Genomic DNA, 12,554 nt, shown 5'->3' with positions numbered 1-12,554 from the left:
TGACAGTTTTTTAGCCTCTGTCTGCTATTGATTTTAAACGGCCGACATTCATCACAAATCTATTTCATACTAATTGATTACTTATATATTCAACTTATTGCGCTGAATAGCTCTGTCGATAATCAGACATAAAGTGCAGTTGTTCGTGACTCTAATTACAAGATAGATAACCTTATTCGCACTGATTTTGGCCAGCAACAATCAACAGATAATGGATTGGGCTGGTATTAGTCGTAAGCTGACAAATGTTAGCTTAGTTACAGACTCCAAAGGGACTTAGCAAAGCCATGTGTATATTTGCTGCGTCGTCTTCATCGCTTATCTCATGGTGTCTGCTCTATAGGTGCTTGTTGTTGTCAAAAAAGTAGGAGATCCGAGCACGTGGATTTAAGTATTCAAATATTTCTTCGGGTAATGCGCTAGGTTTTACCGCTTTTTCGATGGTGAGGCCCGCAGCTTCCAAGTCGATAATGGGGGCTTCGGTACGAGGAATATTGGCATCATATACTTGCACCGTTGGATACAATAAACGTTCTGAATTGACTGACATGACTAGACCAAACTGCCCAGAGCTTAATTGCACAACACTGCCTGGTGGATAGATCCCTAATAAACGGATCAACACCCCTAAATCAGCGTTGTTAAGTTGTTGTTTACGTTGCTTATACATATAAGCAATAACCGTAAATGGAATACGTGACAGTCGCGGATCTCGGGGATGACAGAGGCTGTCGTAATCATTGACGACCGCGATTAATTGGGCGAGACGATCGATTTCATCGCCCTTTAATTTCTGTGGGTAACCGCTGCCATCGAGATATTCGTGATGCTGGAAGGCAATTGTTTTTACTTGCGGAGGAAGGGTCGAAGATAGTTTTAAAAAATCGGCACCGTACTTGGTATGCAGTTTTAATAAATTTGCTTCTTGAGGGGTCAGTTTCCCGGGTTTACGTAGAATTTTATCAGGGATCTTCATTTTCCCGACATCATGAAATAAGCCTGCTATACCCAGAACTTTGATGTCTCGCTCAGAAAAACCCGCAGCTTTAGCTAGCATCATCGATAAAATGGAAACGTTGAGGCTATGATAATAGAAGCTATCAGCATCTTTGCTGTCATTCATTAAATGTAAGACGACGTTCTCACCAGAGAGTAGATCTTCCGCTAGATTGTCAATAAGCGCGGTGGCATCGTTCACCGCATTGAGCGGTCTATTTTTTAATTTTCCCATCACCGCTCGAACTTGAGCCATAGAACGGTCGAACTCGTTCTCCACCTTCATTAAATTTCGACGATAGTTTTTCAGCTCCTCGATACGAGAACGCTTTTCCTGCCAAAGTGCTTCCTGAGCTTTATTTGATGCGTCCTTGTTATCATTATTTCCCTGCTCTTTACTCTGGTCGACAGGTAAGGGGGCGTTATCGCTTTTTTCAGGAACTACGATGACATGTTTTAATCCCAGATTTCGAATCACTTCGATCTGGTCTTGGCTTTTTATTTTGAAACTAGTGAACATGAAAGGGTGTTCTCCCCATTTTACGGGAAGTTTAACGAAAACACCTGTTTGTAAACGTTCTACACTTAGTTTTATTTCGGCCATTTGCCTTTACAACTCAAAAAATACTTATTGCATTATGAATAAATATCAACACAAAAGCAGCTGATTTTAACAAGTTCTAGACTTATAGATAGATCCAATTACAATAGGCCTCTAGATGTCTAGACATTCAAACTTGTAGTTAAAGTGGAGTAAATCATGCCAATATGCATTCCGGACCAGTTGCCCGCCGCGGAGGTGTTGCGCAATGAAAATATTTTTGTGATGCCAGAGAGTCGCGCAGCGCATCAAGATATACGTCCTTTGGAGGTGCTCCTACTTAATTTGATGCCGAAGAAAATTGAGACTGAAAATCAGTTGCTACGTTTGTTATCGAACTCGCCGTTGCAAGTGAATGTAAGGTTATTGCGTATTGACCATCGCGTCTCTAAGAATACTCCGCAGGAGCACATCGATAGGTTTTATCGAGATTTTGATAAGTTAAGAGAACGTAATTTCGATGGCTTGATTATTACTGGGGCCCCTTTGGGCCAAGTTCCCTTTGAGGAGGTATATTACTGGGACCAAATCAAGGAGATTATCGATTGGTCTACCACCCACGTTACCTCGACTCTGTTTTTATGCTGGGCTGCACAAGCTGCCTTATATCATTTGTATGGTTTGGAAAAGCAAACTCGTGAAGACAAGTTATCGGGCGTTTATTGGCATCAGACCAAGCACAAACACAATCCTTTGGTTCGTGGTTTTGACGATGCTTTTCTCGCCCCGCTATCGCGTTTTGCTCATTTTGATTCAAATAGGATCACCGAAGATACAGATTTGCAGGTGTTAGGCGATAGTGAGCTGGCGGGAAGTTATCTATTTGCCAGTGAGGATTTTCGTCAAGTATTTATTACCGGACATCCAGAGTATGCCGCAGATACTTTACATAATGAGTATTTGAGAGATTTGCAAGAAGGGCTCGCGCCGATGTTACCAGAAAATTATTACCCTAATGATGATTGCCAAGCCACGCCTTGTGCGACTTGGCGTAGTCATGGGCATCTTTTATATAACAACTGGTTGAATTACTGTGTTTATCAAATCACCCCTTACAATTTGGCTGAACTGCAGCCTAAATCCGATAATATCTTGAAATAATTTCATATAACTTTAAGCCAGCAAAGCCCCGATAGGCAGTGTGCTACACTGCCTTTTTTTAAATCTCTGCAATACCAATAGGATGTTCCCGTGTCAGTAAGGCTTGAACTAGAAAAACAATTATTGCAACGAATCATGATTATTGATGGTGGTATGGGCACCATGATCCAGTCTTATAAGTTGCAAGAGGCTGACTATCGTGGGGAGCGTTTTGCTGATTGGCATACCGATGTAAAAGGCAACAACGACATGTTGGTGCTGACCCAAGCGAAGATTATTGCAGATATTCATCGTGAGTATTTGTTAGCGGGCGCCGATATTCTCGAAACCAATACCTTTAATGCCACCACTATCGCCATGGCTGATTATGATATGCAGGATTATTCTGCTGAAATCAATCGCGAAGCCGCACGTTTAGCTAGGCAGGTGGCCGATGAGGTGACGGCCCTTCAGCCTGAGCGCCCACGTTTTGTAGCTGGGGTATTAGGGCCAACTAACCGTACTTGTTCTATCTCTCCTGATGTGAATGATCCCGGCTTTCGTAATGTCACTTTTAATGAGTTAGTCGAAGCCTATAAGGAATCGACTATCGCGTTAATTGAAGGGGGTTGTGACCTAATTCTTATCGAGACGATCTTTGATACCTTAAATGCCAAAGCTGCGGTATTCGCGGTTAAAACCGTCTTTGATGAATTGTCTATCGAACTGCCGATTATGATCTCTGGCACCATTACTGACGCCTCTGGTCGAACCTTGAGCGGTCAAACCACAGAAGCATTTTATAATGCCTTACGCCACGCAGAACCGATTAGTATGGGACTTAACTGTGCATTGGGGCCTGATGAGCTGCGTCAGTATGTGGAAGAGCTTAGCCGGGTGAGTGAAAGCTATGTATCGGCTCATCCGAATGCCGGCCTGCCGAATGCTTTTGGTGAATACGATCTTGAAGCGACCGAAATGGCGGAACACATTGGTGAATGGGCTCGTGCCGGTTTCCTAAACCTTGTCGGTGGATGTTGTGGGACCACGCCGGAGCATATTAAGGCGATGGCTGAGGCTGTTGAAGGGGTTGCGCCGCGTCAACGACCTGAAATTGAAGTGGCCTGCCGTTTGTCTGGTTTGGAACCGCTCACGATCACGCCTGAAACACTATTTGTGAACGTTGGTGAACGGAATAACGTGACCGGTTCGGCGATGTTTAAACGGTTAATCGTCGAGGAAAATTACGATAAAGCGATTGAAATAGCACTGACCCAAGTGGAAAACGGCGCGCAAATCATTGATGTCAACATGGATGAGGGGATGTTGGATTCAAAAGCTGCGATGGTGCGCTTTTTGAATATGATCGCCGGTGAGCCTGATATCGCTAAGGTACCGGTGATGATCGACTCGTCTAAGTGGGAGATTCTTGAAGCGGGTCTGCAGTGTGTCCAGGGCAAACCCGTCGTGAACTCCATTTCCATGAAAGAAGGCGTGGAGCCCTTTATTCGTCAGGCTAAAATTTTACGTCGCTACGGTGCTGCGGTGATTGTTATGGCCTTTGATGAAGAGGGCCAGGCAGATACCCGTGAGCGTAAGTTTGAGATCTGTAGCAAGTCCTACGATATTTTGGTGAATCAGGTGGGTTTTCCACCGGAAGATATCATTTTTGACCCCAATATTTTTGCGGTTGCGACCGGTATTGATGAGCATAATAACTATGCCGTTGATTTTATCGAAGCGGTCAAAGATATTAAACAAAATCTACCCCACGCGATGATCTCAGGTGGAGTGTCTAACGTTAGTTTCTCCTTCCGCGGGAATAATCCAGTTCGAGAAGCGATTCATGCGGTGTTTTTGTATTATGCCATTAAAAATGGCATGGACATGGGGATTGTTAATGCAGGTCAACTGGCCATTTACGAAGACATTCCTAAGGAACTAAAAGATAAAGTCGAGGCAGTTGTTCTTAATACGCATAACAATGCGACTGAAGAACTACTCGAAATTGCCGAGAAGTATCGTGGTGACGGGAGTCAGCAAGAGAATAGTCAAGACCAAGAATGGCGGAGTTGGCCGGTTAACAAACGTCTTGAGCACGCCTTGGTGAAGGGGATCACAGAATTCATCGAAGATGATACCGAATTAGCCCGTCAAGCTGCAGAGCGCCCTTTACATGTGATTGAAGGGCCCTTGATGGATGGCATGAATGTGGTCGGCGATCTGTTTGGTGAAGGGAAAATGTTTTTACCGCAGGTGGTTAAATCGGCGCGAGTGATGAAACGAGCGGTGGCTTATCTGCAACCCTTTATTGAAGCGGAGAAAGGTGAGGGGAAGCGCTCTAACGGTAAAATTGTGATGGCCACCGTAAAAGGTGATGTGCATGATATTGGTAAAAATATTGTTGGAGTAGTGCTGCAGTGTAATAATTTTGAGGTTATTGATCTCGGGGTGATGGTGCCTTGCGATAAGATCTTAAAAGTCGCTAAAGAAGAAAATGTGGATATGATCGGTCTATCAGGGCTGATCACTCCGTCGCTAGATGAAATGGTGCATGTCGCTAAAGAAATGCAACGTACAGGCATGGATATCCCTTTACTGATTGGTGGTGCAACAACCTCCAAGGCGCATACAGCGGTGAAGATCGAGCAAAACTACCAACATCCGGTGGTCTATGTTTCCAACGCCTCACGAGCGGTTGGGGTATGTGCAAGTTTATTATCTGATGAACAGCGGCCGGATTTTGTTAAAAAGTTAGCCAAAGATTATGAGATTGTTCGAGAGCAACATGCGCGCAAACGTCCGCGTACCCCACCTGTCAGCCTTGAAGTCGCCCGCGCCAATAAGTTGCAGCTTGATTGGGAAAATTATACGCCGCCAGTGCCGAAGCAATTGGGGATCCAGCATTTCGAAGACGTCGCTATCTCAGAGATTGAACCTTACATTGATTGGACGCCATTCTTCATGACCTGGTCTTTGGCCGGAAAATATCCACGTATTCTAGAAGATAAAGTAGTTGGCGAAGAGGCCAAACGCTTATTTGCCGATGCCAAAGCAATGTTAGAGCGATTTAAACAAAAACGTGAGGTTAAAGTTTCTGGTGTATTTGGTTTGTTCCCAGCCAATAGTGTGGGTGATGATATAGAAATTTACCGTGATGAATCTCGCTCTGAGTTATTGGGGGTAAGCTGCCAACTTCGCCAGCAAACCGAGAAGGCGAAAGCGGCTAACTATTGTTTGGCTGATTTCATCGCACCTAAATCTAGCGGTAAAGCCGATTATTTTGGTGGTTTTGCGGTCACTGGTGGATTTGGTGAAGATGAATTGGCGGAGGCTTATAAAGCAGAAGGCGATGATTACAACGCGATCATGGTGAAGGCGATAGCTGATCGTTTAGCGGAGGGATTTGCTGAATACTTGCATGCTCAGGTACGTAAAAGGTTTTGGGGCTATGCGGCCGATGAAAGGCTCGCTTATGAAGAGCTAATCCGTGAAAACTATCAAGGGATCCGCCCTGCGCCGGGCTACCCTGCTTGTCCGGAACATACTGAAAAAGGCTTGATTTGGGAGCTGTTAGAGGTTGAGCAACGGATTGGGATGCAGTTAACGGATAGCTATGCGATGTGGCCTGGAGCCGCTGTGTCTGGCTGGTATTTCTCTCACCCTGATAGTCGCTATTTTGCAGTGGCTTCGATCCAACGCGATCAGGTAGCGGATTATGCGCAACGTAAAAATATGAGTTTAGAGCAAGCCGAGCGTTGGCTGGCGCCTAACTTGGGTTACTAGCGTTTAGTCATTTGTTTTCCTGCCGCTTATTTCGCCTGATAAGCGGCATAAATTCCTTGTATTAAAAGCATAACCCTCCTACAATTTGCGCCGATTTTGTCATCGAGATTTGTTTATGACCCCTGACCCCGACAGTCGACATTTAAATTCTTTTTCCTATTTTCTATCACCGTTTTTCATCGCGTAGTCGGTCATTTTTCGCCGAGCTCTATGCGATAGCTGGAGCAGTTAATGGCACATCTTCACCAAAAATTAGAGCTTGCCTTAGTTAGTCTTGATAAATCAAGTTTGCGTGCAACTTTAGACGATTACCACCTTGCCGATATTGGTAAAGCACTCGCTGAATTCGACCCTAAAGAAGCGCTTCCGTTAATTTCGATGTTCTCTTTGGCAGATCGAGCCAAAGTTTTTTCCTATCTTCCTCCTTATTTGCAAGCTGAAGTTGCAGGCTTGATGAAACGACATAAATTAGCGGCTTTGTTTTCCCGAATGGATGCTGATGAACGAGCTGATTTGTACAATGATTTAGATGAGGAACAACAGGCGATGGTGCTTCCTGGTTTAGCGCAGGCTGAACGTGAAGATCTACGTCAACTCGCCAGTTATGCGGAGGGAACGGTTGGTGCGATTATGACTTCTGATTACGCTACGCTGAAGGAGCATTGGTTAGTGAGCCGAGCGCTCAAGCAGTTGCGTTTAGAAGCGCCCGATAAGGAAACGATTTATCAAACCTACGTGATTAATGCGCAGCGTCGCTTGTTGGGGACGATCTCCTTACGTGAATTGATTCTAGCCTCGCCAGATAAGCAGGTCAGTGAGTTGATGCGTACCGAAGTGGTTGCAATGGCGGTCGAGGATAGTCAAGAGCACGCCAGTCAGCAGATCCGTCATTATGATTTGCTGGCATTACCAGTGGTAGATGAGCAGCACAAACTGGTGGGTATTGTCACCTATGACGACGCCATGGATGCGGCTGTGGAAGAAGCCACCGAGGATGCGCAAAAGAGTGCTTCAGTGGGGAAGCTGGATCAAACCGTCGACCGAGTGAGCATCTGGGAACTGTACCGTAAGCGAGTGCTGTGGTTAGTATTATTAGTATTTGGTGCGATGTTTTCCGGCGCAGGAATTGCGCATTTCGAAGATATCATTGCCAGCCATGTGGCCTTAGTATTCTTTTTACCTTTATTAATCGGTAGCGGCGGTAACGCCGGTTCTCAAGCCGCAGCCTTAATGGTGCGAGCCTTAGCTACTGGTGAAGTTGATAAAAGTGACTGGGCGAAGTTATTTAGTCGCGAATTGCTGGTTGGCTTGGCGCTTGGTATGACGATGGCGATTGCTGTCTATGGGGTGGGTATATATCGTGGCGGCCCAGAGGTGGCGTTGATAGTATCGATGTCGATGGTGGTTATCGTATTGGTCGGATCTTTGGTCGGTCTTAGTTTGCCGTTTTTATTAAACAAAATGAAGCTAGACCCTGCCACCGCTTCGGGGCCATTGGTTGCCACTATTGCCGATGTCTCTGGGGTATTAGTGTACTTTAGCTTAGCCAGTGTTCTGTTGCATTGGTAGCAAAAGAAAATCTGGCGGGTCACGATGACCTGCCAAAGAGAAGCCGTTTAGTTTTTATCTTTACTGGTTTGCGGTTGAGATCGAATCAGGCTCACCCCTTCTTTTATAATTAATAAGCCAATACTGACTAGTTTTAAGCAAACATATAAAAATACGATGAGCACAATCACCTTAATAAGCGTTTGAAATATTTCGAAAAACTCTTCACTCACTTGACTGTTAATCGCATTTGTATCGGCCATTAACCAGCTAAAGAAATGCTGCATAAAGGGGGCATCTTGCGGTAGGGTGATGAGGTTGACGGCCTGCGGTAGTACGTAAGCAATTACCCCAATACCGACAATGATCAGCAATAAACCAATCAATAAACTGGGGCGATCTTGCGTGGCATTCATAGACATCCTTGATTTATTATTAATAGTATTGTTGTTAACCTTACCTGAGTGGTGTAATCGGTCAAGTAAAGTTATTCCTCGGCACTGATCCCAAAGGCTTGTTGTTGCTGTTCCAACTGTTCTTGTAGATCAAACCATTGCAGCTCCGTTTCTTCTAATTCAATTTTTAGTGTTGCCTGTTGTTGTAAGCACTGTTGCAGTTGTTGTTTGTTGTCGGCGGTGTACAGTTCAGGATCGGCCATCCGTTGCTCTATTTCAGTGAGGGCTTGCTGGGCTTTATGACTGCGCTTTTCAAGCACTTCCAACTGTTTGCGAATACCGCGGGTTTGCTGGCGAAACTCAGCCTCTTTACGTTTTTGTTCTTTGCGTTGACCAATCGAATTCGTCCCAGCGGTGCCGGTACTACTGGTGTTCTCTGCGCGGTTGGCTTGGCTTAGCCATTGCTGATAATCGTTTAAATCGCCAGCAAAAGGAGAAACTCGTTGGCTATCGACTAAGTAAAATTCATCGGTTGTGGCTCGTAGTAGTGCCCGATCGTGAGAGACGATGATCATTGCCCCATTGAATTCTTGTAAGGCGAGGGTGAGCGCATAACGCATCTCTAAATCGAGGTGGTTGGTGGGCTCATCGAGTAGTAACAAATTTGGCTTTTGCCATACGACTAAAGCGAGAACCAAGCGGGCTTTTTCGCCGCCGCTAAAGGGAGCTACAGGCTCTAGGGCTTGGTCGCCTTGAAACCCAAAACTACCTAAATATTTACGCAGATCGGCTTCGGTGGTGGTGGGCGCGAGTCGTTGTAGATGCTGCATTGGAGTATCGTTGGGGCGCAATGTTTCTAATTGGTGTTGGGCGAAATAACCCACTTTAGCTGCTTTGTTAATTTCAACATCGCCAGCTAAAGCTTTAAGCTCACCGGATAACAACTTGATAAAGGTGGATTTACCAGCACCGTTGCGCCCCAGTAGGCCGATCCGGCTGCCCGGTACTAAATTGAATTCGACTTGTTCAAGAATGGTTTTGTCGGCATAACCGGCACTTACTTTTTCCATCGTTAACAAGGGTAAAGGTAGGCTGTCGGGCTCTCTAAAGCGAAAACTAAACTGTGAATCCACATGCGCTTGGCTAATCAGTTCCATTTTTTCTAAGGCTTTTAGTCGGCTCTGTGCTTGTTTGGCTTTACTGGCTTTGTAACGGAATCGGTCCACAAAACTTTGCATGTGGGCGCGCTCACGTTGTTGCTTTTCAAACATTGCCTGCTGTTGAGCCAAGTGTGTTGCTCGCATTTGTTCGAAATCAGAATAACTGCCGGTATATTCATTTAGCTGGCGATTTTCAATGTGCACAATTCGGTTAATGATGTTGTCTAGAAAGTCACGGTCATGCGAGATTAAGATGAGGGTGCCGGGGTAGCGCTTTAACCACTGTTCTAACCAGACAACGGTATCTAGATCAAGGTGGTTAGTTGGTTCATCGAGTAGTAATAAGTCGGAGCGTACCAATAAAGCTTGAGCCAAATTGAGTCGCATTCGCCATCCACCGGAGAAATCGCTGACACTCTGCTGTTGTCCTGCTTCGCTAAATCCTAAGCCGGCCAATAATTCGGCCGCTCTGGCGCGGATTTGATAACCACCAATAGTATCTAATTTATTGTGTAGGGTCGCGATGAGTTCACCATTCCCGGCAGATTCGGCATCGGCAATTTGTTGCTCCACTTTGCGGAACTCAAAATCACCATCAATTACGTAATCGATGGCTTTGCGGTTTAGCGCAGGGGTTTCTTGGGCAACGCTGGCAATTTGCCATTTGCTGGGGACACTCAATTCTCCAGCATCGACATGCAGTTGCTGCTTTAGCAAAGCAAATAAAGACGATTTACCGCAACCATTTTGGCCGACTAAACCTACTTTTTGTCCGGGATGGATGGTGAGATTGGTTTCCTCTAAAAGAAATTTGCTACCGCGTTGAAGGCTAATACTGTTGGCTACGATCATGGTTGTTGCTATGCGCTACTAAAAATGTGCAATAATGCCGCTATGATACCTGATGCAGCTTATGGCGCATAGCGACAGCGCAGAACAAAGTAGAGTGAATTATGGCAAAACATCGTTTTATCGCGGGTGCGGTATGTCCCGAGTGCGGAGAACTCGATTCCTTAAAACTGATCATCGTGGAGCAGCAAGGGCTCACGTTAGAGTCGGTGGAATGTGTTAGTTGTGGCTATCATGCCGAGCGTCCAGAAGGGCAAGCGAGTGAGTCGACAGATGCTGAGCTAATTGGTTTGTTTAAGCCCTAAGCATCCTAGTGGCAAACCGATTTATAATTGTTTACCCAAAATTGTGAGGCTATAGGTTTGCTGGTCCATCCTCGCGACGCTGGGTAGCTGGCCCCAAAGTTGGTAAGCGAGTTTATCGAATAAAGCCAGGCTTGGTGTGTTATGGCTAAAAATGAAAGCCAGTAAAATTTCAATCTCCAATGTTTTGGCGATCGGTTCGGCGGCTTGTAATATGGCTTTTCCTAAGCCTTTACCGCGATGCTGCTCGGCTAAATAAAGGCTAATTTCGGCGCTGTGTTGATAGGCGGGGCGGCCATAGAAATCACTAAAACTTAACCAGGCAATGGTTTCACCATGCTGTTCTATTACATACAAAGGACGTTGAGGTTTTTGGTGTTGCTTAAACCAGTCTAAGCGCGAAGCTACCGTTTGTGGTTTGGTATCGGCGGTGACTTGGCGCGATTCAATGATCGAATTGTAGATATCAACAATACAGGGAAGGTCACTTTCTAGCGCTAAACGAAATTGAAAAGACATGCTCAAATCCAAACCTAGGGCTTAGTAATGAGGCGGCGGAGTTTCTTGTTCTAGCGGTGCCACCGCCGAGCCATTGTCGGTCTCGAAGAGTTTGCCGCGGATCAGCTTAAATTGGTGCTGTAGGGTATCCAACTGTTGCTGTTGACTTTGCAACGCAAGATTGAGCTGTTCAATGGTGTCTTCCTGAAAGGCCAATTTTGTTTCGAGACGCTCAATCATGTTAAATAGCTCTTGCTGATCCATAGTGCTAATTCTTTATATCCCAAATTTCAACGAAACCACTAGAGCTTGCGCTCACCAGCTGGCTATTATCAAGCATCGCCGCGCTATACACAACAGCGCTTTTCGGTCGGGTTTTTTGTTTCGCAGTGACCAACCATTGCTGCAGGGCTTGGCCGCTGGCTACATGCCAGAGGCTCAGTTTTCGGGCCGCAGAACCTGTGATAAGCCATTCGCCTTGTTTGGCAAAACGAACATAGGAAAATAGGCTTTGTCGGGCGGTGAGTTTCAGTTGACTGACTCGCTCACCGCTGGGAAGTGCCCATATTCGGGCAAGTTTGCCATTGTCTGCGGTGAAGGCATATTTTCCATCGGGTTCTAGAGCGACCATCGATACGCGCCCCTGTTGAGGAAAGCGCAGTAATACCTGCGCCGTTTGGGTATCCCAAAACAAGGCTTGATAATCGTTACCACCAGTCAAGGCGTAGCGGCCGTTAGCCGATAAGGCAACTGAGTTGATTTTTTCGCTATGCCCTAGAAACTCTAACCGTCGGCCAGTGACTAGATCAAGGTGAATCACTTTACCATCACCAAGGCCGATCAGGACCTGCTTGCCGTTGCTGGATAGGGCAATATCTCTGATACTAGATTCACTGATCTTCCAATAGCCCTGAGCCTGGCCAGTGGCGATGTCCCAAATCACAAAATCATCGCGACTGGCACTAATCGCATAGCGATTACCATCGGCGATTTTGACTAAGAATACTTGATTATTCTCTTGGTTTTGATGGTTCCACTGAAACAATTGGCGTTGTTGTTTAATATTCCAAAGAGTCAAACCATGGTGTATTGAAGACACTAGGCTCAGTTGCCCATCCGCTGAAATATCGGCGGCATAGGCTCCATCCAGCGCTTGTTGCCAACTCGCCGAAGGCGGAGCCTCTTCGCTACAAGCCGCTGTCAGGATAGAAAAGCTGAAAATCACAAACCACTTAAGTAATGTCATTTTTTGTTTTTTACGGAACTGTCGCTAGGTTGTGTTGACTAATAGGGTTAGTATAAGAGTTTTGTAGGCTAAGTGTTTAATAATTCATAGTGA

The 12,554-nt window shown here is 45.6% G+C and carries 10 protein-coding genes; 4 read left to right on the top strand and 6 right to left on the bottom strand.

Annotation, left to right across the window (positions count from 1 at the left end):
- Positions 1-337: 337 nt before the first annotated feature.
- Positions 338-1,600: an HD-GYP domain-containing protein gene (locus tag ACRRSX_RS20150; RefSeq protein WP_432455804.1), complete on the bottom strand. Its 1,263-nt coding sequence runs from the start codon at positions 1,598-1,600 to the stop codon at positions 338-340.
- A gap of 156 nt (positions 1,601-1,756) precedes the next feature.
- Between ACRRSX_RS20150 and metA the strand changes: the two genes are divergently transcribed.
- From metA to mgtE, 3 genes are all read left to right on the top strand, one after another.
- Positions 1,757-2,698: a homoserine O-succinyltransferase MetA gene (gene metA, locus ACRRSX_RS20145; protein WP_432455805.1), complete on the top strand. Its 942-nt coding sequence runs from the start codon at positions 1,757-1,759 to the stop codon at positions 2,696-2,698.
- Between the two features lie 135 nt (positions 2,699-2,833).
- Complete coding sequence (gene metH / locus ACRRSX_RS20140) at positions 2,834-6,463, top strand: methionine synthase (protein WP_432456134.1); 3,630 nt, start codon at positions 2,834-2,836, stop codon at positions 6,461-6,463.
- A 231-nt stretch (positions 6,464-6,694) separates the two neighbouring features.
- Positions 6,695-8,032 carry a magnesium transporter gene (gene mgtE, locus ACRRSX_RS20135; RefSeq protein ID WP_432455806.1) on the top strand — a complete coding sequence of 446 codons (1,338 nt, stop codon included), beginning with the start codon at positions 6,695-6,697 and terminating at the stop codon, positions 8,030-8,032.
- 47 nt (positions 8,033-8,079) lie between these two features.
- On the opposite strand, the gene ACRRSX_RS20130 is transcribed toward mgtE, so the two are convergent.
- Positions 8,080-8,427, bottom strand: a complete 348-nt coding sequence (locus tag ACRRSX_RS20130; RefSeq protein ID WP_432455807.1) for a hypothetical protein — start codon at positions 8,425-8,427, stop codon at positions 8,080-8,082.
- A 71-nt stretch (positions 8,428-8,498) separates the two neighbouring features.
- A complete protein-coding gene (locus tag ACRRSX_RS20125) occupies positions 8,499-10,418 on the bottom strand; it encodes an ABC transporter ATP-binding protein (RefSeq protein ID WP_432455808.1) in 1,920 nt (639 codons plus the stop codon).
- A 101-nt stretch (positions 10,419-10,519) separates the two neighbouring features.
- Between ACRRSX_RS20125 and ACRRSX_RS20120 the strand changes: the two genes are divergently transcribed.
- Complete coding sequence (locus ACRRSX_RS20120) at positions 10,520-10,720, top strand: YheV family putative zinc ribbon protein (protein ID WP_432455809.1); 201 nt, start codon at positions 10,520-10,522, stop codon at positions 10,718-10,720.
- A gap of 21 nt (positions 10,721-10,741) precedes the next feature.
- On the opposite strand, the gene ACRRSX_RS20115 is transcribed toward ACRRSX_RS20120, so the two are convergent.
- From ACRRSX_RS20115 to ACRRSX_RS20105, 3 genes are read right to left on the bottom strand one after another with little or no spacing between them, the layout of a single operon-like run.
- Positions 10,742-11,236, bottom strand: coding sequence for a GNAT family N-acetyltransferase (locus ACRRSX_RS20115; protein ID WP_432455810.1), 495 nt, complete (start codon positions 11,234-11,236; stop codon positions 10,742-10,744).
- A 21-nt stretch (positions 11,237-11,257) separates the two neighbouring features.
- Positions 11,258-11,479: a SlyX family protein gene (locus ACRRSX_RS20110; protein WP_432455811.1), complete on the bottom strand. Its 222-nt coding sequence runs from the start codon at positions 11,477-11,479 to the stop codon at positions 11,258-11,260.
- A 4-nt stretch (positions 11,480-11,483) separates the two neighbouring features.
- On the bottom strand, positions 11,484-12,461 hold the full coding sequence (locus ACRRSX_RS20105; protein WP_432455812.1) for a WD40 repeat domain-containing protein: 978 nt from the start codon (positions 12,459-12,461) through the stop codon (positions 11,484-11,486).
- Between the last annotated feature and the right edge of the window lie 93 nt (positions 12,462-12,554).

This window comes from Agarivorans sp. QJM3NY_30 (assembly GCF_050870855.2).
GTDB lineage: Bacteria > Pseudomonadota > Gammaproteobacteria > Enterobacterales > Celerinatantimonadaceae > Agarivorans.
This window is presented reverse-complemented; position numbering and strand designations above follow the sequence as displayed.

What these genes read in the sequence shown, in the direction of transcription:
- ACRRSX_RS20150 (WP_432455804.1), bottom strand. Translation starts at nt 1,600, where the DNA reads ATGGCCGAAATAAAACTAAGTGTAGAACGTTTACAAACAGGTGTTTTC.
- metA (WP_432455805.1), top strand. Translation starts at nt 1,757, where the DNA reads ATGCCAATATGCATTCCGGACCAGTTGCCCGCCGCGGAGGTGTTGCGC.
- metH (WP_432456134.1), top strand. Translation starts at nt 2,834, where the DNA reads ATGATTATTGATGGTGGTATGGGCACCATGATCCAGTCTTATAAGTTG.
- mgtE (WP_432455806.1), top strand. Translation starts at nt 6,695, where the DNA reads ATGGCACATCTTCACCAAAAATTAGAGCTTGCCTTAGTTAGTCTTGAT.
- ACRRSX_RS20130 (WP_432455807.1), bottom strand. Translation starts at nt 8,427, where the DNA reads ATGAATGCCACGCAAGATCGCCCCAGTTTATTGATTGGTTTATTGCTG.
- ACRRSX_RS20125 (WP_432455808.1), bottom strand. Translation starts at nt 10,418, where the DNA reads ATGATCGTAGCCAACAGTATTAGCCTTCAACGCGGTAGCAAATTTCTT.
- ACRRSX_RS20120 (WP_432455809.1), top strand. Translation starts at nt 10,520, where the DNA reads ATGGCAAAACATCGTTTTATCGCGGGTGCGGTATGTCCCGAGTGCGGA.
- ACRRSX_RS20115 (WP_432455810.1), bottom strand. Translation starts at nt 11,236, where the DNA reads ATGTCTTTTCAATTTCGTTTAGCGCTAGAAAGTGACCTTCCCTGTATT.
- ACRRSX_RS20110 (WP_432455811.1), bottom strand. Translation starts at nt 11,479, where the DNA reads ATGGATCAGCAAGAGCTATTTAACATGATTGAGCGTCTCGAAACAAAA.
- ACRRSX_RS20105 (WP_432455812.1), bottom strand. Translation starts at nt 12,461, where the DNA reads ATGACATTACTTAAGTGGTTTGTGATTTTCAGCTTTTCTATCCTGACA.